Source organism: Mycobacterium montefiorense, assembly GCF_003112775.1.
Lineage (GTDB): Bacteria > Actinomycetota > Actinomycetes > Mycobacteriales > Mycobacteriaceae > Mycobacterium > Mycobacterium montefiorense.
On sequence record NZ_BFCH01000036.1, the window covers coordinates 160,577 to 187,455 of the forward strand.

Consider the following 26,879-nt stretch of genomic DNA (forward strand, 5'->3'; position numbering starts at 1 on the left):
CAGTGTGGGCTAGCGCTCCTCGACGGGCGGGTCCGGTACGCGATTCTCCGGAGTCGATGCGTAGATCTGGTCACCGATCTTCAAGTACGGCGTGGTGAAGTAGGCCGATCCCACGACGAGCGTGGTGAAGATCAACGTCGTGATGACGCCGTTCGGCCAGAGTTGCCCTGTCCCGAATGCAAAGAACACGATGCCCAGCGCCGAGGTTCCCCAGTAGAAGTACCGGGCTTTGCGGCGCTCGGAGATGAAGTGAAAGCGTGACTGCGCCCAGCCGGCCAGGATCAGGATCAACCCGGCTACGACCAATCCGAGTTCGATGATGTCGAGGATTTTCACGCTTGGCCTCCCAATGTCCGCCATAGGAACGAATAACTCAGTGCTGCCTTGAACGCGGCCTGCTCGTTGTCCGCCGCGCCGGCATGTCCGCCCTCGATGTTCTCGTACAACCAGACCTGATGGCCAGCGGCCTGCAGCGCCGCGACCATCTTGCGGGCGTGGCCGGGGTGCACCCGGTCGTCGCGGGTGGACGTGGTGAACAATACCTGCGGGTAGCGGCGCGTCGTCGAAATATTCTGGTATGGCGAGTATTTGGAGATGAAGTCCCAGTCGTCGGGGTTGTCGGGATCGCCGTACTCGGCGACCCACGACGCGCCGGCCAGCAACAGGTGATAGCGCTTCATGTCCAGCAGTGGCACGTCGCAGACCAGTGCGCCGAACTTCTCGGGGTACTTGGTCGCCATGATGCCCATCAGCAGCCCGCCGTTGCTGCCGCCCTGTGCACCCAGCTGCCCGACGGTGGTGATGCCCCGGTTCACCAAATCGTCTGCCACCGCGGCGAAATCCTCGTCGACCTTGTGCCGGCCCTCGCGCATCGCCTGGGTGTGCCAACTCGGTCCATATTCGCCGCCGCCGCGAATGTTGGCCATCGCGTAGGTGCCGCCCCGGGCCAGCCACAGCCGGCCCAGCACCCCGCTGTACCCGGGTGTCTTGGAGGACTCGAACCCGCCGTAGCCGCCCAGCAGGGTCGGGCCAGGCCCTTTAGTTGATTGCGATCGCACCACAAAGTACGGGATCTGGGTGCCGTCCTTCGACGGCACGAAATACTGCTTCACGTCCAGGTCTTCGGCATCGAAGAATGCCGGCGCCGACTTGATCTGCTCGAGCTGCCCGCAGCCCGTGCCGCGCAACAGCTGCGAGGGCATATCGAATCCGCTTGAATCCAAAAAGAATTCGTCGCCGGTGTCGTCGGCGGCAGCGATCACCGTATGGGTTGCCGGCGGGATGCCAGCGATTGCGGCGCGCTGCCAGCTGCCGGGCGTGACGATCTCGACCCGGCTGGCGACGTCGGCCAACGTGACGAGCAACAGCCGGTCGCGGATCCAGGCGCTCTGATGCAGGCAGGTGTGCTCGTCGGGTTCGAATACCACTCGCAAATCGGTTGTCCCGGAGAGAAATTCGTCGTAGTCTGCAGCCAGCAGCGAGCCGGCGCGGTAGGTCGTGGTGCCTACTGTCCAATCGGTGCGTAGCTCGATCAGCAGCCACTCGCGGTGCACCGACACTCCCGCGTCGGTGGGCACGTCGATGCGAATCAATTCCGACCCGCGTACTTCGTAGGTCTCCGAATTCCAGAAGTCGAGGGACCGGCCCGCGAAGCTGCGCTCGAAGCCCGGCATCCGGTCGACATTCGCCGACGCACTGACGTCGGTCCGCGTCCCTTCGAAGATCGTCTCGGCCTCGCTTCGTGGTGTGCCGCGCCGCCACTGCTTGACGATCCGCGGATATCCGGATTCGGTGAGCGAGTCGGTGCCGAAGTCGGTGCCCACCAGCACGGTATCCGGGTCGGCCCAGCCGATTTGCGACTTGGCTTCCGGGAGTGCGAACCCGTCGGGAATGAATTCGCGTGTCAGCATGTCGAATTCGCGCACTATCACTGCGTCCGAGCCGCCGCGGGAAAGATTGACCAGCGCGCGAGTGAACTCCGGTTCGATGACTGTGGCGCCGGCCCACACCCACTTCTCGTCATCGGCACGCCCCAGGGCGTCGACGTCGATCAACACGTCCCATTCGGGGGAGTCGCTGCGGTAGCTGTCCAGCGTGGTGCGCCGCCACAAACCGCGTGGGTTGGCGCCGTCGCGCCAGAAGTTGTACAGGTACTCACCGCGGCGACGCACGTACGGGATGCGAGCGTCGGTGTCGAGGATCTCCAGCGCCTCGGCCCGCATCACGTCGAAATCACCATCGCCGAATTCCGCGATGGTCGGCTCGTTACGTGCGCGTACCCAATCCAGCGCGTTGGCGGCGGTGACGTCCTCGAGCCACAGGTACGGGTCGTCGGGTGATTGGTTGTCTGGGTCGGCAACCTTTGCTGTCATGGAAGCCATTGTGGCCCCAGCGGTAATGTGAGCCGTACAACAGGTGAAGCAGAACGGGAGTCGAGCAAATGACCGTCTTCGCGCGCCCGGGTTCCAGCGGGGCCCTGATGTCTTATGAATCGCGGTACGACAACTTCATCGGCGGCCAGTGGGTCGCCCCTGCCAAGGGTCTCTACTTCGAGAACCCGACACCGGTCACGGGCCAAACGTTTTGCGAAGTGGCGCGATCCGACGAGGCCGATGTCGACAAGGCGCTCGACGCCGCGCATGCTGCCGCCCCGGCGTGGGGGAAAGCCTCCCCGGCTCAACGGGCCGCGGTGCTGAACAAGATCGCCGATCGCATCGAGGCCAATCGGGATGCGTTGGCGGTGGCCGAGGTCTGGGACAACGGCAAGCCGATCCGCGAGACACTGGCCGCCGACATCCCGCTGGCCGCCGATCATTTCCGGTATTTCGCCGCGGCGATCCGCGCCCAGGAAGGGTCGCTGTCGCAGATCGACAAGGACACCGTCGCCTATCACTTCCACGAGCCGCTCGGGGTCGTCGGGCAGATCATCCCGTGGAACTTCCCGATCCTGATGGGCGCATGGAAGCTGGCGCCGGCGCTGGCCGCCGGCAACACGGTGGTGCTCAAGCCCGCCGAGCAGACGCCGGCGTCCATCCTCTATCTGATGTCGCTGATCGGCGACGTGATCCCGCCGGGCGTGGTCAATGTCGTCAACGGATTCGGCGTTGAGGCCGGCAAGCCGCTGGCCTCCAGCGACCGGATCAACAAGGTCTCATTCACCGGGGAGACCAGCACGGGCCGGCTGATCATGCAGTACGCATCGCAGAACCTGATCCCGGTCACGCTGGAGCTCGGCGGCAAGAGCCCCAACATCTTCTTCTCCGACGTGATGGCTGCCAATGACAAGTTCCAGGACAAGGCCCTGGAGGGCTTCACGATGTTCGCCCTCAACCAGGGCGAGGTGTGCACCTGCCCGTCGCGCAGCCTGATCCAGTCCGACATCCATGACGAGTTCCTGGAGCTGGCCGCGATCCGGACCAAGGCGGTCCGGCAAGGCGACCCACTGGACACCGAGACCATGATCGGTTCGCAGGCCTCCAACGATCAGCTGGAAAAGATCTTGTCCTACATCGAGATCGGCAAGGGTGAGGGTGCCAAGGTCATCACCGGTGGTGAGCGGTCCGAGCTCGGTGGTGACCTGTCCGGCGGCTACTACGTGCAGCCGACGATCTTTTCCGGCAACAACAAGATGCGCGTCTTCCAGGAGGAGATCTTCGGGCCGGTCGTGACGGTGACGTCGTTCACCGACTTCAACGACGCGATGGGCATCGCCAACGACACCCTCTACGGTCTGGGCGCCGGGGTGTGGAGCCGCGACGGCAACACCGCCTACCGCGCCGGTCGCGAGATCAAGGCCGGACGGGTGTGGGTGAACTGCTACCACATGTACCCGCCGCACTCGGCGTTCGGCGGCTACAAGCAATCCGGGTTCGGCCGCGAAACCCACAAGATGGCGCTCGACCACTACCAGCAGACCAAGAACCTGTTGGTGTCCTACGCCGACAAGGCGCAGGGCTTCTTCTAATGAGTGGCCGGGCGGCGCTAGCAGGTGCGGTCATCACGGTTGCCGCCGCCGAACTGCTGGTTCGGCTGCAGGACCGCCACGGCCCGGTGATGTTCCACCAGTCCGGCGGCTGCTGCGACGGGTCGTCGCCGATGTGCTATCCACGCGGCGACTTCCTGGTCGGCGATCGTGACGTGCTGCTCGGACTTCTGGACGTGGGGGCCGAGGGTGTCGCGGTGTGGATCTCGGGCCCGCAGTACCAGGCCTGGAAACATACCCAGCTGATCATCGACGTGGTTCCCGGCCGCGGTGGCGGATTCAGCCTGGAAGCGCCCGAAGGCGTGCGGTTTCTCAGTCGCGGCCGCGTCTTCACCGATGAGGAAAAAGCGCAGCTAGAGGCCGCGGCGGTGATTACCGGCGCCGCCTACGAAGCTGGCGAGCGCCCGCCGATTCCGGGGCCCGGTCCTTGACCAGGCCGCGCCGGGAACGTGCCCGCCCAGCACGGGATAACCGCAGTAATGTCGATGAGGTGATCCCGCTACCCCGGCCCTGGCTACTGGCCAGCGCGATGCTGATCGGCACCGCGGTCGGGTTGTTGGCGGGGGTGGCGCTGACCGTGGTGGTGCACACCCGGGTCCGCCCTGACATCGTCATCGCACTGGTTGTCGGGCTGCCCAGCGTGATCGGGCTGCTGACGATTCTGTTCTCCGGTCGTCGTTGGGTCACGATGCTGGGCGCGTTCATTCTCGCCATGTCGCCCGGATGGTTCGGCGTACTCGTCGGCATCGAGGTGACCGCAGGTGGCTGACGACCGTGCGTCGAACCCGGGAACCGAGCCGTTCGTTCCGGACTTCAAGGACACCGGCACGCAAGGATTCGTCCCGGACTTCGGCGACACCGGTGAGCACTCGGTGCCGTTCGTGCCGAACTTCGACGACACCGGCTCGCAGCCGATACCCGCCGCTGCGCGTAAGCCGGGGACGTCGGTGGCCAAGGGTGCGACCGAGACTCCTTCTGCCGCTTCCGAACCGGATTCCCACGCCGAGCCGGCCGGACCGGTGCAGTCGGTCACGGTGCCCGGCCGCTACCAGTACCTGAAGTGGTGGAAGTTGGTGCTGGTGATCTTCGGCGTGTGGGCCGCGACTGCCGAGGTCGGGCTGAGCCTCTTCTACTGGTGGTACCACACGATCGACAAGGCGCCGGCCGTGTTCATGGTGCTGGTCTACGTCGTTGCGTGCACCGTCGGCGGTGTGATGCTGGCGATGGTGCAGGGCAGGCCGCTCATCGCGGCGCTATCCATCGCGGTGATGTCGGGACCGTTTGCCTCCGTCGTCGCCGCGGCACCCCTGTACGGCTATTACTACTGCGCCCGCACCAGCCATTGTCTGATCGGCGTCATCCCGTATTGACCCATTAGGGTGGGTGCCGTGACTTCTCACTATGACGTCGTTGTCCTTGGAGCTGGTCCCGGCGGATATGTGGCAGCGATTCGCGCCGCGCAGCTGGGCCTGAACACCGCAGTCGTCGAGTCGAAGTACTGGGGTGGAGTCTGCCTCAACGTCGGCTGCATCCCGTCCAAGGCGCTGCTTCGCAACGCAGAACTCGTGCACATCTTCACCAAAGAGGCCAAGACGTTTGGTATCAGCGGCGAGGCTTCGTTCGATTACGGGGTCGCGTTCGACCGCAGCCGCAAAGTAGCCGAGGGCCGCGTCGCCGGCGTGCACTTCCTGATGAAGAAGAACAAGATCACCGAGATCCACGGATACGGCCGATTCACCGACCCGCACACGCTCGCGGTCGAGCTCAATGACGGTGGCAGCGAAACGGTCACGTTCGACAACGTCATCATCGCCACCGGCAGCAGCACCCGCCTGGTTCCCGGTACCTCGCTGTCGGAGAACGTGGTCACCTACGAGGAACTGATCCTGTCCCGGGAACTGCCCGAGTCGATCATCATCGCCGGTTGCGGGGCGATCGGCATGGAGTTCGGCTACGTGCTGAAGAACTACGGCGTCGACGTGACTGTCGTCGAGTTCCTGGCGCGTGCGCTGCCCAACGAGGACGCCGAGGTATCCAAGGAGGTCGAGAAGCAGTTCAAGAAACTCGGCGTCAAGATCCTCACCGGAACGAAGGTCGAGTCCATCACCGACGATGGGTCCGTGGTCCGGGTGGCGATCAGCAAGGACGGTAAGTCAGAGGAGCTAAAGGCCGAGAAAGTCTTGCAGGCCATCGGTTTTGCGCCCAACATCGACGGGTTCGGATTGAACAAGGCCGGGGTCGCGCTGACCGACCGCGGGGCCATCGGGATCACCGACTACATGCGCACCAACGTCGAGCACATCTACGCGATCGGCGACGTCACCGGAAAGCTGCAGCTGGCCCACGTCGCGGAGGCGCAAGGTGTGGTGGCAGCCGAAACCATTGCCGGCGCAGAGACTTTGGCGCTCGGCGACTACCGGATGCTGCCGCGTGCGACGTTCTGCCAGCCGAACGTCGCCAGCTTCGGGTTGACCGAGGAGCAGGCCCGGGAGGAAGGCTACGACGTGGTGGTGGCCAAATTTCCGTTCACGGCCAACGCGAAAGCACATGGTGTGGGTGACCCCAGCGGCTTCGTGAAACTGATCGCCGACGCTAAATACGGCGAATTGATCGGCGGACACCTGGTCGGTCATGACGTGTCCGAGCTGCTGCCCGAGCTCACCCTGGCGCAGAAATGGGACCTGACGGCGAACGAGCTGGCCCGCAACGTGCACACCCACCCGACCATGTCCGAGGCGCTGCAGGAGTGCTTCCACGGCCTGACCGGCCACATGATCAACTTCTGAGTCGGGCGATGATTCGCGGCGAAAGCATAATCGGTGCCATCGGCGGGGCGGCCGCCGGTTATGTGCTGTGGCTGATCGCCATTTCGTTCGCGGGCGACAATGCGACGGTGGGCAACTGGGGTCCACTGGTGTTGCTGGGGTCGGCGGTGCTGGGAGTCGTCGCCGCGCTCTGGGGTTGGCGAATGCGCCGGCGCCGCAAGTATCTGTGGGCCGCGTTTGCGTTCGACCTACCGATATTGCCGGTGCTTCTGACGCTGGCCGTGCTCGCCGACGTCTACGCCTGAGGCGTTACCTCGGGTTGTCTAACTCGATGTTCAGCGCGGTTATCGTCGCGGCTAGCCCGTCGTATTGCGTTGCGAGCAAGCAAAATTCGATGAGCCGACGGCGGTCGAGATGCAACGCCAGTTGCTGCCAGGTGTCTTCGCTGATGGACCGGTTCTTGATCAGCTCGTCGGTCGCGTTCAGCAGCGCCTGTTGGCGGGCGCTGAGTATCACTTTGGGGCCGTCGCCGTCCGGAACTTCGGGCCAGGCGAATATCGTCTCCTGCACGTGAGCGTCCAGACCGTATTGGCGTCCCATCCGCCGATGGTGTTGCAGCTCGTATTCGCTCGAGCGCAGATGCGCGACGCGCAGGATCACCAATTCGGTGTCCACACGCGGTAATCGGCCGCGCAGCAGCCGCCCGCCGTAAACCGACCACGCCCAGAACAGCCCTTGGCGCTGGCCGAGCGTGGTGAACAGATGCATCTCCGGCGCGGAGACCGTGCGTGCGGCCGCCTTCGCGAGCACCCAGTTGATCGGCCCGAGCCGGCGCAGTTTGGTGGTGGACGGGATGCGGGCGATGTGGCCGTCCTGTGTGTCACTCATGGCTGCTTCACCAAGTATGGAGAAACCGTGCTGCGGTGCTCGTCGAGATCGAGTGCGCGGCCCAGAGCGGGGAAGGCTCGCTGTGGACAGTTATCGCGTTCGCAGACACGGCAACCCGCGCCGATGGGTGTGGCAACGTCTCCCGACAAGTCGAGTCCTTCCGAGTAGACCAGCCGGTGCGCGTGCCGCAGCTCGCAGCCCAGCCCGATCGCGAAGGTTTTACCTGGCTGACCATACCGGGCAGCGCGGCGCTCAACGGTGCGGGCCACCCACATGTAGTTGCGTCCGTCGGGCATCTGGGCAATCTGTACCAAGATATTGCCCGGGTTGGCAAACGTCTCGTACACGTTCCACAGCGGGCAGGTCCCGCCGCTAGAGGAGAAGTGAAAACCTGTGGCGGACTGACGTTTCGACATATTGCCGGCGCGATCCACCCGGACGAACGAGAACGGCACACCGCGCATCGACGGTCGCTGCATCGTCGAGAGTCGGTGTGCGATGGTTTCGTAGCTCACCGAGTAGAACGCCGACAGCCGCTCGACGTCGTAGCGGAAGTTCTCGGTGACGTCGTGGAATTGGCGGTAGGGCAGCACCGCCGCGGCGGCGAAGTAATTGGCCAGTCCGAGCCGGGCCAGCGTGTGGGATTCCTCGCTGGTGAATTTGCCCTCGGACACCATGCTGTCGATCAGGTCACCGAACTCCAGGTAGGCCAATTCGGCGGCCATCTTGAAGACCTGCTGTCCCAGCGAGAGGTGATTGCTCATCTCCAGCGTCTTGGTCTTCGGCTCGAAGCGGTGCAGCACCGTGTCACCGAGGTCGATGCGCCTATTGATGTGTACGCCGTGCACCTCGGTGAGCCGACGCGTCAGTTCGCGGGCCAGGTCGCCGTGGTTCAGCCGGGTATGGACCGTGAGGTCCTCGGCCGCGGTGTCCAGCTCGTGCAGGTAGTTCTGCCGCTGGTAGAAGTAGTCGCGCACCTCTTCGTGCGGCATGGTGATCGATCCGCTGCCACTGCCGTCGGAGTAGCGCTCCTCGGTGGCGGCCGCCAGCTGCGCGGTGGTGAGGCGGTAGCGCCGGTGCAGGTTGACCACCGCGCGGGCCAGGGCGGGATGGGTGTTGACCATCTCGGCGACCTCGGGCGGATCGATGTTGATGTCCAGATCGCGATCCATGGTCACCTCGCGCAGCTCGGCGACCAGGCGGGTGTCGTCATGGGAGGCGAAGAAGGTCGCGTCCACACCGAACACCTCGGTGATCCGCAGCAGCACGGCCACCGTCAGCGGGCGAACGTCGTGCTCGATCTGGTTGAGGTAGCTCGGCGAGATCTCGAGCAGCTGGGCCAGCGCGGCCTGAGAGAACCCGCGTTCGTTGCGCAGCTGCCGAACCCGTGAGCCGACGAACGTTTTCGACATTTAACGCAGTCTACCTGCATTGCGAAGGAAGGGTTCGCAGACTTGGCAGCCGACAGCCGACGTCGCCAGGTTTGGTGTTTGTCTGCCGTCGTTGGCATGATTCGCATCGGGTCCTCGGGTACACCCCGGGGTAACTGACGCACGTTAATTGGGGAGCGAAGTCGTGAGCCTGGATAAATCAATGATGCCGGTGCCCGACGGTCACCCCGACGTGTTCGACCGCGAATGGCCGCTTCGGGTTGGCGACATCGACCGCACCGGCCGGTTGCGGTTGGACGCCGCGTGCCGGCACATCCAGGATGTCGGGCAGGACCAGCTGCGCGAGATGGGCTTTGAGGAGACCCATCCGCTGTGGATCGTCCGGCGGACAATGCTCGACCTGATCCGCCCCATCGAGTTCCAGGACATGCTGCGGTGTCGCCGCTGGTGTTCGGGCACGTCGAACCGGTGGTGTGAGATGCGAGTTCGGGTCGACGGACGCAAGGGCGGCCTGATCGAATCCGAGGCCTTCTGGATCAACATCAACCGGGAAACTCAGATGCCGTCGCGCATCTCCGACGACTTCCTGGAGGGCCTTCACAAGACCACGTCCGTCGATCGGCTGCGGTGGAAGGGCTATCTGAAGCCCGGCAGTCGCGACGATGCGACGGAGATCCACGAGTTCCCGCTGCGCGTCACCGACATCGACCTGTTCGACCACATGAACAACTCCGTTTATTGGAGCGTCATCGAGGACTATCTCGCGTCGCACCTGGAATTGATGCGGGCACCGCTGCGCATCACCATCGAGCACGAGGCTCCGGTGGGGCTGGGCGACAAGCTGGAGATCATCTCGCACGTCCATCCCGCCGGATCGACCGAGCAATTCGGTGCCGGACTGTCCGATCGCCCTGTTACAACGCTCACATATGCGGTCGGGGACGAGACAAAAGCGGTCGCTTCGCTCTTCAATCTTTAACCGGACAAGCGTCCCGTTAAATTAGCCGTGACCTGCGGATTTTAGTTACTGGCGGGTAGTTTCTGGAACGGTTCAGTTGCCGTTCACCTTCGCAGAATTTGCAAAATCGCGGCTCGGTCGTGGCCGAAATTGGCAATCAAAATGGGTGGACCAGCATTAACAGGCTGTGCGATCGTCGTGTTAACACACGAGTGAAGCTGTTATCGAACGCTGGTACGGCTTAACAAATTTTGACTGTTAAGGAGTAGCCCAAATGTCTGTTGTTGGCACCCCGAAGAGCGCCGAGCAGATCCAGCATGACTGGGACACCAACCCGCGCTGGAAGGACACCAGCCGCACCTACACCGCCCAGGATGTGGTGGCCCTGCAGGGCAGCGTCGTCGAGGAGAACACGCTGGCCCGTCGCGGTGCCGAGGTGCTGTGGGAGCAGCTGCACGACCTGGAGTACATCAACGCCCTGGGTGCCCTGACCGGCAACATGGCCGTGCAGCAGGTGCGCGCCGGCCTGAAGGCGATCTACCTGTCCGGTTGGCAGGTCGCCGGCGACGCGAACCTGTCCGGCCACACCTACCCGGATCAGAGCCTGTACCCGGCGAACTCGGTGCCGCAGGTCATCCGTCGCATCAACAACGCGCTGCTGCGCGCCGACGAGATCGCCAAGGTCGAGGGTGACCGATCGGTGGAGAACTGGCTGGCACCGATCGTCGCTGACGGTGAGGCCGGCTTCGGTGGCGCTCTCAATGTGTACGAGCTTCAGAAGGCGATGATCGCCGCAGGCGTCGCGGGGTCGCACTGGGAAGATCAGCTGGCTTCGGAGAAGAAATGCGGCCACCTCGGTGGCAAGGTGCTGATCCCGACCCAGCAGCACATCCGCACCCTGACCTCGGCGCGTCTGGCCGCCGACGTCGCCGGTGTGCCGACGGTCGTGATCGCTCGCACCGATGCCGAGGCGGCCACCTTGATCACCTCGGACGTCGACGGGCGCGACCAGCCGTTCATCACCGGTGAGCGGACCAAGGAAGGCTTCTACCGCGTCCGCAACGGCCTCGAGCCCTGCATCGCGCGGGCCAAGGCCTACGCGCCGTACTCCGACCTGATCTGGATGGAGACCGGGACTCCGGACCTCGAGCTCGCGGCCAAGTTCGCCGAGGGTGTCAAGTCCGAGTTCCCCGACCAGATGCTGGCCTACAACTGCTCGCCTTCCTTCAACTGGCGCAAGCACCTGGACGACTCCACCATCGCGAAGTTCCAAAAAGAGCTTGGCGCAATGGGATTCAAGTTCCAGTTCATCACGCTGGCCGGCTTCCACGCGCTGAACTACTCGATGTTCGATCTGGCCTACGGCTACGCCCGCAACCAGATGAGCGCCTACGTCGAGCTGCAGGAGCGCGAGTTCGCCGCCGAAGAGCGCGGCTACACCGCGACCAAGCACCAGCGCGAGGTCGGTGCCGGTTACTTCGACCGCATCGCCACCACGGTCGACCCGACGTCGTCGACCACCGCGCTGGCCGGTTCCACCGAAGAGGGTCAGTTTCACTGAGGACGAGCGGGCTTTGGCCGCGAGGACGAAGTGAAACCGACGGCCGAAGTCACTGAGCTAAGCTGCGCAACTCGCGGCTGAAGTAGCATAGGCCCCGCCCAGCGATCCTGGGCGGGGCCTATTGCGGTGCAAGACACTACGAGTGGAGAGAAACGCAGTGAGCGACAAAGGGATTCAGCGGGTTGGGGTCGTCGGAGCCGGCCAGATGGGGTCCGGAATCGCCGAAGTTTCGGTCCGCGCCGGTGTCGCCGTCACGGTGTACGAGTCCACCGAAGCACTGATCACGGCAGGCCGCAACCGCATCGTGAAGTCGCTGGAGCGCGGCGTCAGCGCGGGCAAAGTCACCGAGCGCGAGCGCGACCGCGCTCTGAGCCAGCTCACCTTCACCACCGATCTGAAGGACCTCGCCGACCGCCAGCTGGTGATCGAGGCGATTATCGAGGACGCCGCCGTCAAGGCTGAAGTCTTCGCGAAACTCGACGAGGTAATCACCGATCCCGACGCGGTGCTCGCGTCGAACACTTCGAGCATTCCGATCATGAAGATCGCGGCGGCCACCAAGAACCCCCAGCGGGTGTTGGGTCTGCACTTCTTCAACCCGGTGCCGGTGCTGCCGCTGGTCGAATTGGTCAGCACGCTGGTCACCGACGAAGCCGCCGCCGCTCGTACCGAAGAGTTTGCCGGCGCGGTGCTGGGCAAGCAGGTGGTGCGCTGTTCCGACCGATCCGGATTCGTGGTGAATGCCCTTCTGGTGCCCTATCTGCTGTCCGCCATCCGGATGGTGGAGGCGGGATTCGCCACCGTCGAGGATGTGGACAAGGCGGTCGTCGCCGGCCTGTCGCACCCGATGGGTCCGCTGCGGCTGTCAGATCTTGTTGGCTTGGACACACTGAAACTGATCGCCGACAAGCTGTTCGAGGAGTTCAAGGAACCGCACTTCGGTCCGCCGCCGCTGCTGCTGCGAATGGTCGAGGCGGGCATGCTGGGCAAAAAGTCGGGTCAGGGCTTCTACGCGTACTGAACCGCCTCGCATATTTCTGCACCGACCTGCGCATTGTCGTTGTGAGAAGCATGTGAGCACGTCGGGTATCATTTTTGGCGGTCACCAAAGCGAGAGGTAATTATTTAGCATGACGCAGCTCAGGCCGTATTACGAAGAGTCGCAGTCCATCTACGACGTCTCGGACGAGTTTTTCGCATTGTTCCTGGACCCGACGATGGGTTACACGTGCGCTTACTTCGAGCGTGACGACATGACGCTGGAAGAGGCGCAGAACGCGAAGTTCGACTTGGCGCTGGGCAAGCTGAACCTTGAGCCCGGCATGACGTTGCTCGACATCGGTTGCGGCTGGGGCGGCGCGCTGCAACGGGCGGTTGAGAAGTTCGACGTTAACGTCATCGGAATCACGCTGAGCCGCAATCAGTTCGAGTACAGCAAGGCCAGGCTGGCCAAGGTTCCTACCGAACGCACCGTCGAGGTGCGCCTGCAGGGCTGGGAAGAATTCGAGGACCGGGTCGACCGGATCGTCACCATCGGCGCCTTCGAAGCCTTCAAGTCGGAGCGTTACCCCGCGTTCTTCGACCGTGCCTACAACGTTCTTCCCAACGGCGGCAGGATGCTGCTGCACACAATTCTGGCGCAGACTCAGAAGTCGATGTTCGAAAAGGGCATCAAATTGACGATGAACGATATCCGTTTCGCGAAGTTCATCGGCGACGTGATTTTCCCGGGTGGGCAGTTGCCGGCCGTGGAGGACCTGTTGCAGCTTGCGCCGGACGCCGGATTCACGGTCGAGAAGGTGCAATTGCTGCAGCCGCATTACGCCCGGACGCTGAACATGTGGGCCGCCAACCTCGAGGCCAACAAGGACAAGGCGATCGAGATCCAGTCCGAAGACATCTACGACCGCTATATGCATTACCTCACGGGCTGCGAGAACTTCTTCAACAAGGGCATCACCGACGTCGACCAGTTCACGCTGGAAAAGTAAACGAAAGCGGGCCGGGACAAACAGCCCGGCCCGCCCTTTCTGCTGGGGTCTACTTGACGCAGGTGAATTGGTCGACGTCGGTGTAGCCCTGGCGGAACAGCTTGGCGCAACCGGTCAAGTACTTCATGTAGCGGTCGTAGACCGCTTGAGATTGGATCTCGATCGCCTTGTCCTTGTTGGCCTCCAGCGCGGCGGCCCACATGTCCAGGGTTCGCGCATAGTGCAGCTGCAGCGACTGGACCCGGGTGATCTTAAAGCCGGCGTCGCTAGCATGCTCTTCCACCAACTGAGCGGTGGGCAGCCAGCCGCCGGGAAAGATCTCGGCCAGGATGAACTGTGTGAAGTGAACGACTTCGTGGGTCAGCGGTCGGCCGTTTGCCCGGGTCTCCTTGAACGTCGGGCGCGCGATGGTGTGCAGCATCATCACGCCGTCGGCCGGCAGTACTCGATAGGCCATCTCGAAGAAGCGGCCCCAGCGCGCGCGGCCGAAGTGCTCGAATGCACCGATTGAAACGATCCGGTCGACCGGCTCGTCGAATTTCTCCCAGCCTTCCAGCAACACCCGCCGAGTGCGCTCGGTGTCCAGCTGATCGAAGGATTTCTGGACGTGCTCGGCCTGGTTCTGGGACAACGTCAGGCCCACGACATTGACGTCGTACTTCTCGATGGCCCGCCGCAGGGTGGCACCCCAGCCGCAACCGACATCCAGCAATGTCATCCCGGGTTCGAGGTGCAACTTGGACAGCGACAGGTCGATCTTGGCGAGCTGCGCCTCTTGCAGGGTCATGTCGTCGCGCTCGAAGTACGCGCAGCTGTAGGTCTGCGAAGGGTCCAGAAAAAGCCGGAAGAAATCGTCAGACAGGTCGTAGTGTGCTTGCACGTTTCCGAATTGCGGCGTGAGCTGCACGGCCATAACGAAAACGCCTTTCTGTATCCCGGAGGAGGAAACGAATCGGGAGGGAACCTATCGACCTCCGGTGCATGCCTCACTGCATGCTAGCGGGTTCGACCGGCACAGGTTGTGCTCGCGGCCGTCACCTAGAGTCACACGGAGCAGGGGCAATTCACAAAACGAGCGGCACGCCAGGGATCGTTCAGGACTCTCGCGGGGGCACGATCGGCGAAGGATGGGGCTCCTCGCGGAACTTCTCCAGTGATCCGCCCACTTCGACGATTCCGCATAGCGCATTCCAGCTAAGCATGGTCAAGTAGTCGATCAGTTCGTCTCTGCTCATTCGCGGGTTCGACATCCACGAGTGAGTGGCCAATTGCACACCGCCGACGATCAAGTAGGACCATGGCTCCGCGCCGCCGGTGTCCATCCCGGCCTGCTCCATGCGGCGGCGCAGCATCACCGCGATCATGCGGGCGATGATCCGCTCGGAGTCGGCGATCACCTTGCTTTTGCTGGCCGAGCTGTTCGCCATCACGAACCGGTATGGTTCCGGTTCGTTCGCGACTGTGTCGACGTAGACGCGGATCACCGCGCGGGTCAGGTCGATGCCGTCGAGATTGGAGGACAGCGCCGCGGCCATGTTCGGAATCAGCGTGGTCTGCGCGATCCGGCGCATCACCGCGGTCGTCAAATCGTTCTTGTCGACGAAGTAGCGGTACAGAACCGTCTTGGAAACCCCGATCTCCGCCGCGATCTCGTCCATGCTGAGGTAGCGGCCGTGTCGGCGGATTGCCTCGATCGTGCCGTCAACCAGCTCATTGCGACGCTCGACCTTGTGTTGATGCCAGCGCCGCTTGCGACCGTCCGTCTTAACGATTACAGCCGGGATTTGCTCTGTCACTGTCGACGATTCCCATTCACTAGACGTCCCCGATACTACGACGGAGGGGGTCTGTTTGGCGGACGGACGCCATCTCCGGGGACGGCGGGCGGTGGTGTCGTAACACGAATTGGCCCAGGCGATACATGATGGTGTGGTGGTACACAGAGCCTCGCCGAGAACAGAGGTATCGGAGCCGGCCGCCCCGCGGCCGCAGCCAACCACGCCGTCAGAGGCGCAGCGGACCCGCACATCCTTCGCGGAGTCATTCGCTGGAGCCGACCCGGAGGCGGACGCGCAGCGCCGGATAGGGCTGCGTCGGATGAAATTGGTGGCATTGAGTTTCTTGATTGGTGCCACCGGCGTGTTCCTCGCCTGTCGATGGGCGCAGGCGCACGGCAGCGTGGGCGTCTGGGTCGGCTATGTCGGCGCGGCCGCCGAGGCGGGCATGGTGGGTGCCCTCGCGGACTGGTTCGCGGTGACCGCGTTGTTCAAGCACCCGCTGGGCATACCGATCCCACACACCGCGATCATCAAGCGGAAGAAGGACCAACTCGGCGAGGGTCTGGGGACCTTTGTGCGGGAGAACTTCCTGTCGCCGGCGGTGGTGGAGACGAAGCTGCGCGACGCCCAGGTGCCCGGGCGGCTCGGCAAGTGGCTCTCGGAGCGGGCGCACGCCGAGCGGGTGGCGAGCGAGGCTGCGACGGTGCTTCGCGTGCTCGTCGAGCTGCTGCGTGACGAGGACGTCCAGCAGGTGATCGACAAGATGATCGTGCGGCGGATCGCCGAACCGCAGTGGGGGCCGCCGGTAGGGCGGGTGCTGGCGACGCTGCTCGCCGAGAACCGGCAGGAAGCCCTCATCCAGCTGCTCGCCGACCGGGCCTTTCAGTGGTCCCTGAACGCGGGCGAGATCATCCAGCGAGTAGTCGAGCGTGACTCGCCGACCTGGTCGCCGCGGTTCGTCGACCATCTCGTCGGCGACCGCATCCACCGCGAATTGATGGACTTCACCGACAAGGTGCGGCGCAACCCCGACCACGAGTTGCGCCGTTCGGCGACCCGCTTCCTGTTCGAGTTCGCCGATGACCTGCAACACGACCCGGACACCATCGTGCGCGCCGACGCGATCAAAGAGCAGCTGATGGCCCGCGACGAGATCGCCAACGCGGCCGCGACGGCGTGGACGACGCTGAAGCGGCTGGTGCTCGAGGGCGTCGACGATCCGTCCAGCGCGTTGCGCACCCGCATCGCGGACACCGTCGTTCGCATCGGGGAGTCACTGCGCGACGACGCCGAGCTACGTGACAAGGTCGACGGCTGGATCGTGCGGGCCGCTCAACATCTCGTCTCGCAGTACGGCGTCGAGATCACCGCGATCATCACCGACACGATCGAACGCTGGGATGCCGAGGAGGCGAGCCGGCGAATCGAACTGCACGTGGGCCGTGACCTCCAATTCATTCGGATCAACGGCACCGTGGTCGGGTCGCTCGCGGGGCTGGCGATCTACGCGATAGCGCAGCTGTTCTTCTAGGGGTGCTAACTACTGCTTGCAAATGCAAGCACATGTCCGTACGCTCTGTTCCTGTCAAGGTTGGCCATCGGACCCAAGGAGCACGCAATGTCACCGGAGGAGACGCTCTCCGCCAAGGTGTCTACCGCGGCGTCCGATATCGGCAGCTTCATCAGAAGTCAGCGCGAGCTCGCTCAGGTCTCGGTGCGACAACTCGCCGAACTGGCCGGTGTCAGCAATCCCTATCTGAGCCAGGTCGAGCGCGGCCTGCGTAAACCCTCCGCCGACGTCCTCAGTCAAATCGCGAAGGCGCTGCGGGTCTCCGCCGAAGTCCTCTATGTGCGCGCCGGAATCCTTGAGCCGAGCGACAAGAGCCAGGTGCGTGACGCGATCATCACCGACACGGCGATCACCGAGCGTCAGAAGCAGATTTTGCTCGAGATCTATGCCTCATTTGCCCAGCAAAACGAATCGATCCATGAGGAGTGTCCGCCCGAATCCGATAGCCACGAGTGAAGTAGCCCGGCCCGGCCCGCTCAGCTGCGAAATCGCCTGAGTTTGAGTTGGTGACGTATATCCCAAGGGCCGCCGGGTTACCCAGAAGGGAAGGATCCCTTGATCCTCATTGGTTTCAAGGCGCGGTGCGGCGCCGAAACCCACTCGATCGTCAACCTGACCCGACCAACCAGGAGGTTTCCCGGCAAGCCGCGTGCAATGTCAATCCGCGGGTCTTGACTACTCCTCGCACGAGGAGCCGACGCTTGCCTCGACTTCCAAACCAGACGCTTCACAACCCTGAGAACGACAACCAATCATGAAAGGAAAAACCATGGCTGAAAACACGAACATCGAAGAGCTTCGGGCGCCGCTGCTGGCGGCCCTGGGTGCCGCAGACCTGGCCCTGGCCACGGTGAACGAGCTGCTCGGCAGCCTGCGTGACCGGGCCGAAGACACCCGCACCGACACCCGCAGCCGGGTCGAGGAGAGCCGCGCTCGCATCGCCAAGCTGCAGGAGGACCTGCCCGAGCAGTTCACCGAGCTGCGCGAGCGCTTCACTCCCGACGAGCTGCGCAAGGCTGCCGAGGGCTACCTCGACGCCGCGACCAACCGCTACAACGAGCTGGTCGAGCGGGGCGAGGCCGCGCTGCAGCGCCTGCGGAGCCAGCGGCCCTTCGAGGAGACCACGGCTCGCGCCGAGGGCTACGTCGACCAGGCCGTCGAACTGACCCAGGAAGCCCTGGGCACCGTCGCCACGCAGACTCGCGCGGTCGGTGAGCGTGCGGCCAAGCTGGTCGGCATCGAGCTGCCCAAGAAGGCTGAGTCGGCCGGCAAGGCAGTGGCGAAGAAGGCTCCGGCCAAGAAGGCTCCCGCCAAGAAGGCCCCGGCCAAGAAGGCTCCCGCCAAGAAGACCGCGGCCAAGAAGGTCACCCAGAAGTAGTTCGGATTCGACGTTTCCGACGGTGCCCGCATACCCTTAAGTCGTGAGTCACCTCGTGGGTACCGTCATGTTGGTCTTGCAGATCGGCGTCCTGGTGATGTCGGTGTACGCGTTCGTGCATGCTGCGATGCAGCGCCCCGACGCCTACACCGCCGCCGAAAAGCTGACCAAGCCGGTGTGGCTGGTGATCCTGGGCCTGGCTGTTGCGCTGACTTCCATCCTGAGCTTCGTTTTCGGCGTGCTGGGAATGGCGATCGCGGCCTGCGCGGCCGGTGTGTATCTGGTGGACGTGCGGCCCAAACTTCTCGAAATTCAGGGTAAGTCGCGCTGACGCGATGAAGGCCCTGCTGGCCGCGCCTGCGGCGGCGGTTCTCGCGCTGCTGGGCCTGCTCCCGGAGACGGCCTCCGCCGATCCCGGCACCGAGACGCCGAATCCGGTGTACTCCCCGCCTTTTGTCGATCACACCGCATGGGCGCAGTGGGCACGGCTGACCAGCCTGCGGGTCTTCCCCACACCATCCGGGCGGCTGGCGTCCCGGCAACCCGGCACGACAGATGCGGCCGACGAAGCCTGGTCCGAGGTGCTGGCGATGGCGCCGGACGCGGACACCCCCGGCATACGGGCGCAATTCATCTGCCATTGGCAATTCGCCGAAACGGCGCAACCCGGCAAGACCAGCTGGAATCTCGAGCCGTGGCGGCCCGTCGTCGATGACACCGAGATGTTCGCGTCCGGGTGCAATCCCGGCGGTCCGGAAGAATCGTTCTCGTGACGCTGAATCGTGAGCAGCTGGCCGCACTCGTCGACCACACGCTGCTCAAACCCGAGGCCACCGAGGCCGATGTCGTCGCACTGATGGCCGAAGCCGCCGACTTGGGTGTCTACGCGGTCTGCGTCTCTGCGTCGATGGTGGAGGTCGCCGTCGCGGCCGGGGGCGTGCGGGTTGCGACGGTGGCGGGTTTCCCGTCGGGCAAGCACGCGTCGGCGGTCAAGGCGCAAGAGGCGGCTGGCGCGGTGGCATCCGGTGCAAGCGAAGTCGACATGGTCATCGACGTCGGCGCCGCATTGGCTTCAGAGCTGGACGCGGTGCGCTCCGACATCGCGGCGGTGCGGGCCGTGGTCCCGGGGGCCGTGCTCAAGGTGATCGTGGAATCGGCTGTGCTGTTGGGGGATTCGGACGGTCGCACGCTGACCGAGGTGTGCCGCGCCGCCGAGGATGCCGGCGCGGACTTCGTCAAAACCTCGACCGGGTTTCACCCCGCGGGCGGGGCATCGGTGCGCGCGGTCGCGCTGATGGCCGAGACCGTCGGCGGCCGCCTCGGGGTCAAAGCCAGCGGCGGAATCCGCACCGCGGCCGACGCGATCGCGATGGTGGACGCCGGCGCGACCAGGCTTGGCCTATCGGGCACCCGGGCGGTTCTTGACGGACTCGGCTAACCCGGCGCCTAGATGTTGGCGAAGCAGGGGTTGGTGCTGCCGGTGGGAATGGTGGCGTTCTGGGTCGAGAAGTGGCTTGTCACGCCGGTAGACGTCACCTGCACGCGGTCCGCGTGGATACCCAACGGGTAATTGCCGGTCAGGTTTGCGGTGTAGGCGTCCAGCGTCGATTGCACGCTCTCTCTCGGCATGGTGAAGCCGAGCGCGTTGAAGCTCTGGATCTGCAGCTTGATCCCGTTGCCGGACACCACTGGCTTGGTGGTGATGTCGTCGAGCAATCCCTTCAGCTCGATGGTGCCGTCCGCGGGATGGGTGATCACGCTGTTGGTGACGAAGGGGCCCAGCACCGGTATCGCGTTTTGCACCGATCCCTTGATGCCGTCACTCGTCCAGGTGATGGTCGCGTCGAGCGACCCGATGGTGCCCTTCGACGACTCGGTCCTGTTCAGCTTGACGTCTTTGATGTTGATATCGATCTTCATGCCCTTGGCATCGCGGATCTGATTGCCCGCTGTCGACGCCGAGATGTTGGTGAAGTGCTGCGTCGCGAGCTGCCACAGCAACAGCGGTGCCACCCCGAACGACGCGGTGGCCTGATCCTTGACCTCGCAGGCCACCGCCTCGGCGACCTTGGTGTCGGCCACGCGCCGGGCGTACAGCTCGCCGCCGATCAATCCCGCGACGACCAGCGAAACCACGATGATGCCGATCAAAAGCAGCGACAGCGGGTCGCGTAGTCGTTTCTTCTTCGCCGGTGCCGGCTGTTCGCCGATCGGGGCAATGCGCTCGGTCGGGGCTGCCGGCGGAGCGGGCGGCGGTGTGTAGTCGGCCTGCTGGGTGTCCGCGCCCGCCGGGTATTGCGCCGCGGTTGCGGTGTTCGGCAGCGAGCCCGCATCGTCGGCGCCCAACCCCTCGGTAGGGCCTTCGGTGAAGATTGGCCCGAAGGGTCCGTGATCCCCGGGAGGAGCCTGCGACGACGGGCCCTCGTTCGGTGGTCCTTGCGGGTTCGTCACCCGACCGATTCTGCCCTATCTCTACGAGCAAAGTCGGACTGGTTGCGCAGCACTGCGATGCTGTCCCGGGCCTTCGCGACGTTGTCGATCTCGATGTCGGCAACCACCAGCTGCGGGTTCGAGCCGGCCGAGGCGACCACCTCACCCAGCGGTGAGGCCACCAGGCTGCCACCGACCCCCATCGGCGCACCGGAGGCAGATCCCGAGCTGGCCAGGGTGGCACCGGGATCGGCCTGACCGGCCGCGGCAACGTAGCTCATCGAGTCGAGCGCGCGGGCGCGGGCCAGCAACGTCCACTGCTCGAGCTTTCCGGGACCCGAACCCCAGGACGCGCAGACGGCGATGAGCTGGGCCCCGCGCCGGGCCAGCTCGGTGTAGAGCTCCGGAAAACGGATGTCGTAGCAAACACTCAGGCCCACTGAGACCCCGTCGACCGTGATCACCACCGGTTCCCGGCCGGGCGCCACGGTACGTGACTCGGTGAAGCCGAACGCGTCGTAGAGATGGATTTTGTCGTAATGGGTGTCCGGCTGGTTGGGAGTGCCCGGACCCGCCGCGATCAGCGTGTTCGTCACTCGCCCGTCGCCGGATGGGGTGAACATCCCGGCGATCACCGTCACGCCGGAGTCGGTCGCGATCCGCCGGACACCGTCGGCCCACGGGCCGTCGACGGGCTCGGCGATCGGTCCTAGCGGCACGCCGAATCGGCACATGGTCGCTTCGGGGAACACCACCAGGCTGGCACCGGCGTCGGCGGCTTGGGCGGTGTAGCCGCGCACCTGCTGCAGGTTCGCCGCCGGATCGCTGCCACTGAGCATTTGCGCCAACGCAATTCGCATGGCCGCCAGCTTAGGCTCGGTGACGATGCGCTCCGATTTGCGGAGCGTTGAGGAGGCGGCCAGTTCAGCTTAGGAGCGAATCACGCGTTGTTGGTGATCCATTCCGTGGTGAAGCGGTGTTCTCTACTCACCAGATCGGCCAGATGAATGCCGATGATCTTCTCCACCTTGCCGCCGATGAGGGGGATCCGCACGTGGATGGTGATTCGGAACGTCAGACGCGCGCCGCCGCGAGCTATCGGCGACAGCTCTGCGGTGCCCGAGACGTTCACCGGGGTGTCCACGATCGAGCCTTTGATGGACGCCACCGCGATGCCGTCGGTGACTGGTCCCCAGGTCTCTTCGCGTTTGAAAGAGAGATCGCCACGGTGCAGCTGGGTGACCATGGCCGGCAGGTTGTGACTGCGCACTTCCTGCAGCGTCACCACTTCGATGGTGCCGTCGTCCCCGGATTCACCACCGACCAGGATCGATTCCAGCCTCGCGCGGTCGACCGGAATGTCGGCCAGCCTGGCCCGCCAGTAGTCCGCCTCACCGAAGGCCCGATGAAGCTTTTCGACACTGTCCGCGTAATCCGCGGCCAAGTCGAATGAGCGGGGCATAGCTGGTCAGGCTACCGTTACGGCCCGTGACCGGATCGCTGTACGCGGGTGCGCGCGTCGCCGAGGCGGCGCCGTTGGCTCCGCTGACCACTTTGCGGGTGGGACCGGCCGCGAGACGCCTGATTACCTGCACCAGCAGCGAACAAATCGTCGCCGTGCTGGCGGAGCTGGACCGGGCAAGCCGCGGACCGGTTCTGGTGTTCGCCGGTGGCTCCAACCTGGTGATCGCCGACGACCTGACCGACCTGACCGCGGTGCAGTTGGCCACTCGCGGGATCACCGTCGACGGCAACGTGGTGCGCGCCGAGGCCGGCGCCGTCTGGGACGACGTGGTGCTCGCGTCCATCGAGCACGGGCTGGGCGGGCTGGAATGCCTGTCCGGCATCCCGGGATCGGCCGGTGCCACCCCGGTGCAGAACGTCGGGGCTTACGGCGCAGAGGTATCCGACACCATCAGCCGCGTCCGCGTGCTGGATCGCGGCAGCGGCGCGGTGCGCTGGATACCGGGCGGTGAGCTGGGCTTCGGCTACCGCACCAGCATGTTCAAGCGAGCCGGCGGTCAGCGGGTCCCAGCGGTCGTACTGGAAGTGGAGTTCGCGCTGGACGACTCGGGCCGCAGCGCGCCATTGCGCTACGGCGAACTCGCGACGGCGCTGAACGCGACCAGCGGTGAGCGTGCCGAACCGGCGGCGGTTCGCGAGGCTGTGCTGGCCCTGCGGGCGCGCAAGGGCATGGTGCTCGACGCGGCCGACCACGACACCTGGAGCGTGGGTTCGTTCTTCACCAACCCGGTTGTCGCGCCGGGCGTTTATGAATCACTGGCGGCCCGGACCGACGGGCCGGTGCCGAACTATCCAGCACCCGACGGCGTCAAGTTGGCCGCCGGCTGGCTGGTGGAGCACGCGGGGTTCGGTAAGGGTTATCCGGAGGATCTGTCCGCCCCGTGCCGGTTGTCCACCAAGCACGCGCTTGCTCTGAGCAATCGCGGCAACGCATCCACCGCGGATGTGATGGCGCTCGCTCGAGCCGTCCGCGACGGGGTTCGCGCCGTGTTTGCCATCACACTGGAACCCGAACCTGTCCTGGTGGGCTGTGGCCTGTAGCTGTGAATTTGGTCTAGCTGTACGCTTACCCGACTGATTGTGGCGCCGACGGTGCCGGTCCTGCCGGTATCTTTTATTGTCGTGAGCACTTCCGACGCCCCGCCGCCAGTGAACCGGCGCCTGGCTTTGGCGGCCCTTGGGTTGGGTGTGTTCGCGCCGAGTGTGCTGGCCGCCTGCAGCGGCACCGTGGCCAAGCAAGCGCACAAGAACAAAGAGCAGTCGGCACCAAATCTGAAGTACCAGCCCGCCGACGCCGCCGCCGACGTGGTCCCCATCGCCCCGGTCAGTGTTTCGGTCAGCGACGGCTGGTTCCAGAAGGTGGCGTTGACGAATTCGTCCGGCAAGACCGTTGCCGGGGCGTTCAACCAAGACCGCACCGTCTACACGACGACCGAGCCGTTGGGCTACGACGCGAGCTACAGCTGGAGCGGATCGGTCGTCGGCCACGACGGCAAGGCCGTTCCCGTCACGGGCAAGTTCACCACCGTGGCGCCCACCAAGAAGATCGACGGCGGCTTCCAGTTGGCCGACGGTCAGACTGTCGGCGTCGCCGCGCCGATCATCATCCAATTCGACGCGCCGATCACCGACAAGGCCGCCGTCGAGAAGGCGCTGACCGTGACCACCAACCCGCCCGTGGAGGGCAGTTGGGCCTGGCTCCCCGACGAGCAGCAGGGCGCACGTATCCACTACCGGCCGCGCGAGTACTACCCGGCGGGCACCACCGTGAATGTCGACGCGAAGTTCTACGGGCTGCCGTTCGGCGACAGCGCCTACGGGCTGCAGGACATGTCGTTGAAGATCCAGATCGGCCGCAAGCAGGTGGTCAAGGCCGAGGTGCCGTCGCACCGCATCCAGGTCATCACCGATGCCGGCGTGATCATGGACTTCCCGTGCAGCTACGGCGAGGCCGACAAGGCACGCAACGTCACCCGCAACGGCATCCACGTGGTCACCGAGAAGTACGCCGACTTCTACATGTCCAACCCGGCCGCCGGCTACAGCCACGTGCACGAGCGCTGGGCGGTGCGGATCTCCAACAACGGCGAGTTCATTCACGCCAACCCATCGAGCGCGGGAGCACAGGGCAACACCAACGTCACCAACGGCTGTATCAACCTGTCAACCGAGGACGCCGCGGAGTACTACCCGACAGCGATCTACGGCGACCCGGTCGAGGTGACGGGCAGCACCATCCAGTTGTCCTACTCCGACGGCGACATCTGGGACTGGGCCGTCGACTGGGATACCTGGGTGGCCATGTCGGCGCTGCCGACGCCGAACGCGCATCCGCCAGCCAGCCAGATCCCGCTCACCGCGCCGGTCACACCGTCGACCGCGCCGAGTTTGTCGGGCACACCCACCACCACCACGACGACGTCGCCTAGCCCCGGCGGTTAAACCGCATGGTGTTGGCCTGGTCGCGCGGCTTCAGCACGATCAGGTCCAAGTCGACGTGCGAAGGCCGCGAGGCCACGAACCCGATCACCTCGGCCACGTCGGCCGCCGTCAGCGGCGTGATGCCGTCATAGACCGAGCCCGCGCGTTGCTCATCGCCGTCGAAGCGGACCAGCGAAAACTCGGTTTCCACCGCGCCCGGAGCGATTTCGGTGAGCCGCACCGGCTTGCCCAGTAGCTCGCCGCGCAGGGTGCGATGCAGCGCGCCTTGTGCGTGCTTGGCTGCCGTGTACCCCGCGCCGTTGTCGTAGACCTCGAAGGCGGCGACCGAGGTGACGGTGATGATCAGGCCGTCGCCAGAGTCGATCAGCTTGGGCAGCAGCGCGCGGGTGACCCGCAGCGTGCCAATCACGTTGGTCTCCCACATCCACTGCCAGTGCTCGAGGTCGGCGCCGGCGACGGGTGCCAATCCGCGAGCGCCCCCGGCGTTGTTGACCAGCACATCGACCCGGCTCAATTTGCTCGCAAACGCCTCGACCCCAGCATCGTCTGTGACGTCGGCCACAATTGCCGTGCCGTCGATCTCGTTCGCCAGGGCATTTATCCGATCGGCGCGGCGCGCCACAACGACAACGTGAAACCCAAGGGCTGCAAGGGTTTTAGCGGTTGCTTCGCCGATTCCGGAGCTTGCGCCCGTGACCACTGCAACTCGTTGATCCGCATTAGCTGAACTCACCGAGACAACTCTAATAAACGTGCTAAATTTCTCGTGTGCACCACAGCGCCCAGTTCAGCAACACAGCCGCGTGTCTTTGCGCGGCATGTGCGTGTTGTTGCCGCGCACTTTGCCGCGCCTGAACCCAACACAGGTTGTGGCCAAGACCGGCCATTTGGAACTCGGACAAAGGACGCTCGTGCGCTCGACTTCTCTCACTCATACACTTCATTCGCCCAGCCGTAAGGGTCACCTGCGGCTGCACCGCCAGATTCTGCCGCCGTCGCTGCACATCTCCAACTCCGCCGCGGCCTCGGTATTTCGGGCGGTCCGGTTGCGCGGCCCAGTCGGCCGCGACGTCATCGCCGGAGTCACGTCGCTGAGCATCGCGACGGTGAACAGGCAAGTAATTGCGCTGCTCGACGCGGGTTTGCTGCGGGAGCGTGCCGACCTAGCGGTTTCCGGTGCCATCGGACGCCCTCGGGTACCGGTGGAGCTCAACCACGAACCGTTCGTGACGCTGGGCATCCACATCGGCGCGCGGACCACCAGCATCGTGGCCACCGATTTGTTCGGCCGCACGCTGGACACGGTGGAAACCCCGACGCCGCTGAGCCCCCCGGGAGCCGCGCTGACGTCGCTGGCCGAGAGCGCCACCCGGTACCTGCGGCGCTGGCATCGCCGCCGGCCGCTCTGGGTCGGGGTGGCAATCGGTGGCACGGTCGACGGCACCACCGGTCACGTCGACCACCCGCGGCTGGGCTGGCGGCAAGCGCCGGTCGGACCGGTGCTGGCTGACGCGCTGAGCCTGCCGGTGTCGGTGGCCTCGCACGTCGATGCGATGGCCGGAGCCGAGCTGTTGTTGGGCATGCGCCAGTTCGCGCCGAGCTCACCGACCAGCCTGTACGTCTACGCCCGCGAGACCGTCGGCTACGCGCTGGTCATCGGCGGACGAGTGCACTGCCCGTCCAGCGGCCCCGGCACCATCGCGGGCCTGCCGGCCCACTCTGAACTGCTCGGCGGCAGCGGCCAGCTCGAATCCACGGTCAGCGACGAGGCCGTGCTGGCGGCGGCGCGCCGGCTGCGAATCCTGCCGACGGCTCCCGCGGGCCGTGCCAACGGCTCCGCCACCGCGATCACCGATCTGCTGCGGGTGGCCCGGGCCGGGAACCAGCAAGCCAAAGATCTGCTCTCGGAGCGGGCCCGGGTGCTCGGTGAGGCGGTCGCGCTGCTGCGTGACTTGCTCAATCCCGACGAGCTGGTGGTCGGCGGCCAGGCCTTCACCGAATATCCGGAGGCGATGGAGCGGGTCGAGGAGGCGTTCACCGAGCGCTCGGTGCTGGCGCCGCGGGACGTCCGCGTCACCGCCTTCGGCAACCGGGTGCAGGAGGCCGGAGCAGGAATTGTGTCGCTGGGCGGGGTGTACGCCGACCCGCTGGGTGCGATGCGCCGTGCCGGTGTGATCGGCTCCCGGATCCCGGAAATCATCCCGGAGTCTTCCGCCTGACG

Annotated in this window: 28 protein-coding genes and 1 pseudogene; 19 read left to right on the forward strand and 10 right to left on the reverse strand. The window is 64.9% G+C overall.

Annotated elements, in window-relative coordinates; translation table 11 throughout:
- Positions 1-9: 9 nt before the first annotated feature.
- On the reverse strand, positions 10-336 hold the full coding sequence (locus tag DB708_RS24515; protein ID WP_235616930.1) for a hypothetical protein: 327 nt from the start codon (positions 334-336) through the stop codon (positions 10-12).
- Entirely contained in the window at positions 333-2,381 is a 2,049-nt protein-coding gene (locus DB708_RS24520; RefSeq protein WP_108926062.1) for a prolyl oligopeptidase family serine peptidase, read from the reverse strand. The genes DB708_RS24515 and DB708_RS24520 overlap by 4 nt, the downstream gene beginning before the upstream one ends.
- A gap of 59 nt (positions 2,382-2,440) precedes the next feature.
- Here DB708_RS24520 and exaC point away from each other — a divergent pair, with 59 nt between their 5' ends.
- The 6 genes and pseudogenes from exaC to DB708_RS24550 all read left to right on the forward strand — a co-directional run bounded on the left by exaC (position 2,441) and on the right by DB708_RS24550 (position 7,052).
- A complete protein-coding gene (exaC, locus tag DB708_RS24525; RefSeq protein WP_108926063.1) occupies positions 2,441-3,964 on the forward strand; it encodes an acetaldehyde dehydrogenase ExaC in 1,524 nt (507 codons plus the stop codon).
- Positions 3,964-4,453 (forward strand): annotated as a pseudogene (locus DB708_RS24530) (DUF779 domain-containing protein). The gene exaC and the pseudogene DB708_RS24530 overlap by 1 nt, the downstream one beginning before the upstream one ends.
- 19 nt (positions 4,454-4,472) lie before the next feature.
- Positions 4,473-4,751 carry a putative holin gene (locus DB708_RS24535; protein ID WP_201263609.1) on the forward strand — a complete coding sequence of 93 codons (279 nt, stop codon included), beginning with the start codon at positions 4,473-4,475 and terminating at the stop codon, positions 4,749-4,751.
- Positions 4,744-5,352, forward strand: a complete 609-nt coding sequence (locus DB708_RS24540; RefSeq protein WP_108926065.1) for a hypothetical protein — start codon at positions 4,744-4,746, stop codon at positions 5,350-5,352. The genes DB708_RS24535 and DB708_RS24540 overlap by 8 nt, the downstream gene beginning before the upstream one ends.
- A gap of 18 nt (positions 5,353-5,370) precedes the next feature.
- Positions 5,371-6,768 (forward strand): dihydrolipoyl dehydrogenase, encoded by a 1,398-nt coding sequence (lpdA, locus tag DB708_RS24545; protein ID WP_108926281.1) that lies wholly within the window; start codon positions 5,371-5,373, stop codon positions 6,766-6,768.
- An 8-nt stretch (positions 6,769-6,776) separates the two neighbouring features.
- Positions 6,777-7,052: a hypothetical protein gene (locus DB708_RS24550; RefSeq protein WP_108926066.1), complete on the forward strand. Its 276-nt coding sequence runs from the start codon at positions 6,777-6,779 to the stop codon at positions 7,050-7,052.
- 4 nt (positions 7,053-7,056) lie between these two features.
- Here the strand turns inward: DB708_RS24550 and DB708_RS24555 are convergent, their stop codons facing one another.
- Both DB708_RS24555 and ramB read right to left on the reverse strand, forming a co-directional pair.
- On the reverse strand, positions 7,057-7,635 hold the full coding sequence (locus DB708_RS24555; protein WP_108926067.1) for a carboxymuconolactone decarboxylase family protein: 579 nt from the start codon (positions 7,633-7,635) through the stop codon (positions 7,057-7,059).
- Positions 7,632-9,047 (reverse strand): acetate metabolism transcriptional regulator RamB, encoded by a 1,416-nt coding sequence (gene ramB, locus DB708_RS24560; RefSeq protein WP_108926068.1) that lies wholly within the window; start codon positions 9,045-9,047, stop codon positions 7,632-7,634. Before ramB ends, DB708_RS24555 begins: the two co-directional genes overlap by 4 nt.
- A gap of 163 nt (positions 9,048-9,210) precedes the next feature.
- Between ramB and DB708_RS24565 the strand changes: the two genes are divergently transcribed.
- The 4 genes from DB708_RS24565 (at position 9,211) to DB708_RS24580 (ending at position 13,536) form a co-directional block, all read left to right on the forward strand.
- On the forward strand, positions 9,211-10,005 hold the full coding sequence (locus DB708_RS24565) for an acyl-[acyl-carrier-protein] thioesterase (RefSeq protein WP_108926069.1): 795 nt from the start codon (positions 9,211-9,213) through the stop codon (positions 10,003-10,005).
- A gap of 253 nt (positions 10,006-10,258) precedes the next feature.
- Positions 10,259-11,545: an isocitrate lyase gene (aceA, locus tag DB708_RS24570; RefSeq protein WP_108926070.1), complete on the forward strand. Its 1,287-nt coding sequence runs from the start codon at positions 10,259-10,261 to the stop codon at positions 11,543-11,545.
- A gap of 157 nt (positions 11,546-11,702) precedes the next feature.
- Positions 11,703-12,566: a 3-hydroxybutyryl-CoA dehydrogenase gene (locus tag DB708_RS24575; protein WP_108926071.1), complete on the forward strand. Its 864-nt coding sequence runs from the start codon at positions 11,703-11,705 to the stop codon at positions 12,564-12,566.
- 109 nt (positions 12,567-12,675) lie between these two features.
- Positions 12,676-13,536 (forward strand): cyclopropane mycolic acid synthase family methyltransferase, encoded by an 861-nt coding sequence (locus DB708_RS24580; RefSeq protein WP_108926072.1) that lies wholly within the window; start codon positions 12,676-12,678, stop codon positions 13,534-13,536.
- A gap of 49 nt (positions 13,537-13,585) precedes the next feature.
- On the opposite strand, the gene pcaA is transcribed toward DB708_RS24580, so the two are convergent.
- On the reverse strand, positions 13,586-14,449 hold the full coding sequence (pcaA, locus tag DB708_RS24585) for a cyclopropane mycolic acid synthase PcaA (RefSeq protein ID WP_108926073.1): 864 nt from the start codon (positions 14,447-14,449) through the stop codon (positions 13,586-13,588).
- A 181-nt stretch (positions 14,450-14,630) separates the two neighbouring features.
- Positions 14,631-15,332, reverse strand: a complete 702-nt coding sequence (locus DB708_RS24590) for a TetR/AcrR family transcriptional regulator (protein ID WP_108926074.1) — start codon at positions 15,330-15,332, stop codon at positions 14,631-14,633.
- 133 nt (positions 15,333-15,465) lie between these two features.
- Between DB708_RS24590 and DB708_RS24595 the strand changes: the two genes are divergently transcribed.
- The 6 genes from DB708_RS24595 to deoC all read left to right on the forward strand — a co-directional run bounded on the left by DB708_RS24595 (position 15,466) and on the right by deoC (position 19,700).
- Positions 15,466-16,845, forward strand: coding sequence for a DUF445 domain-containing protein (locus tag DB708_RS24595; RefSeq protein ID WP_201263610.1), 1,380 nt, complete (start codon positions 15,466-15,468; stop codon positions 16,843-16,845).
- An 87-nt stretch (positions 16,846-16,932) separates the two neighbouring features.
- Complete coding sequence (locus DB708_RS24600; RefSeq protein WP_108926075.1) at positions 16,933-17,340, forward strand: helix-turn-helix domain-containing protein; 408 nt, start codon at positions 16,933-16,935, stop codon at positions 17,338-17,340.
- A 313-nt stretch (positions 17,341-17,653) separates the two neighbouring features.
- Positions 17,654-18,262 carry a heparin-binding hemagglutinin gene (locus tag DB708_RS24605; protein ID WP_108926076.1) on the forward strand — a complete coding sequence of 203 codons (609 nt, stop codon included), beginning with the start codon at positions 17,654-17,656 and terminating at the stop codon, positions 18,260-18,262.
- Positions 18,263-18,305: 43 nt separating this feature from the next.
- On the forward strand, positions 18,306-18,593 hold the full coding sequence (locus DB708_RS24610; RefSeq protein WP_036466514.1) for a DUF2516 family protein: 288 nt from the start codon (positions 18,306-18,308) through the stop codon (positions 18,591-18,593).
- A gap of 4 nt (positions 18,594-18,597) precedes the next feature.
- Positions 18,598-19,035, forward strand: a complete 438-nt coding sequence (locus DB708_RS24615; RefSeq protein ID WP_108926078.1) for a DUF2599 domain-containing protein — start codon at positions 18,598-18,600, stop codon at positions 19,033-19,035.
- On the forward strand, positions 19,032-19,700 hold the full coding sequence (gene deoC / locus DB708_RS24620; RefSeq protein WP_108926079.1) for a deoxyribose-phosphate aldolase: 669 nt from the start codon (positions 19,032-19,034) through the stop codon (positions 19,698-19,700). The genes DB708_RS24615 and deoC overlap by 4 nt, the downstream gene beginning before the upstream one ends.
- 8 nt (positions 19,701-19,708) lie before the next feature.
- Here deoC and DB708_RS24625 read toward each other — a convergent pair whose 3' ends face one another.
- The 3 genes from DB708_RS24625 to DB708_RS24635 form a co-directional block, all read right to left on the reverse strand.
- The gene (locus DB708_RS24625; protein WP_108926080.1) at positions 19,709-20,713 is read right to left on the reverse strand and encodes an LmeA family phospholipid-binding protein; all 1,005 of its coding nucleotides are present in this window, start codon (positions 20,711-20,713) and stop codon (positions 19,709-19,711) included.
- Positions 20,710-21,552: a carbon-nitrogen hydrolase family protein gene (locus DB708_RS24630; protein WP_108926081.1), complete on the reverse strand. Its 843-nt coding sequence runs from the start codon at positions 21,550-21,552 to the stop codon at positions 20,710-20,712. The genes DB708_RS24625 and DB708_RS24630 overlap by 4 nt, the downstream gene beginning before the upstream one ends.
- Positions 21,553-21,632: 80 nt before the next feature.
- Positions 21,633-22,154, reverse strand: coding sequence for a DUF2505 domain-containing protein (locus DB708_RS24635; RefSeq protein ID WP_108926082.1), 522 nt, complete (start codon positions 22,152-22,154; stop codon positions 21,633-21,635).
- Positions 22,155-22,156: 2 nt separating this feature from the next.
- Here DB708_RS24635 and DB708_RS24640 point away from each other — a divergent pair, with 2 nt between their 5' ends.
- Positions 22,157-23,257 carry a UDP-N-acetylmuramate dehydrogenase gene (locus DB708_RS24640; RefSeq protein WP_409347633.1) on the forward strand — a complete coding sequence of 367 codons (1,101 nt, stop codon included), beginning with the start codon at positions 22,157-22,159 and terminating at the stop codon, positions 23,255-23,257.
- A gap of 39 nt (positions 23,258-23,296) precedes the next feature.
- Entirely contained in the window at positions 23,297-24,658 is a 1,362-nt protein-coding gene (locus DB708_RS24645) for a L,D-transpeptidase (protein WP_409347628.1), read from the forward strand.
- On the opposite strand, the gene DB708_RS24650 is transcribed toward DB708_RS24645, so the two are convergent.
- Entirely contained in the window at positions 24,642-25,391 is a 750-nt protein-coding gene (locus tag DB708_RS24650) for an SDR family oxidoreductase (RefSeq protein WP_108926085.1), read from the reverse strand. The two genes, DB708_RS24645 and DB708_RS24650, sit on opposite strands and share 17 nt — an antisense overlap.
- Positions 25,392-25,569: 178 nt before the next feature.
- On the opposite strand from DB708_RS24650, the gene DB708_RS24655 reads away from it, so the two are divergent.
- Positions 25,570-26,877 (forward strand): ROK family protein, encoded by a 1,308-nt coding sequence (locus DB708_RS24655; protein ID WP_235616931.1) that lies wholly within the window; start codon positions 25,570-25,572, stop codon positions 26,875-26,877.
- The last annotated feature ends 2 nt before the right edge of the window (positions 26,878-26,879 follow it).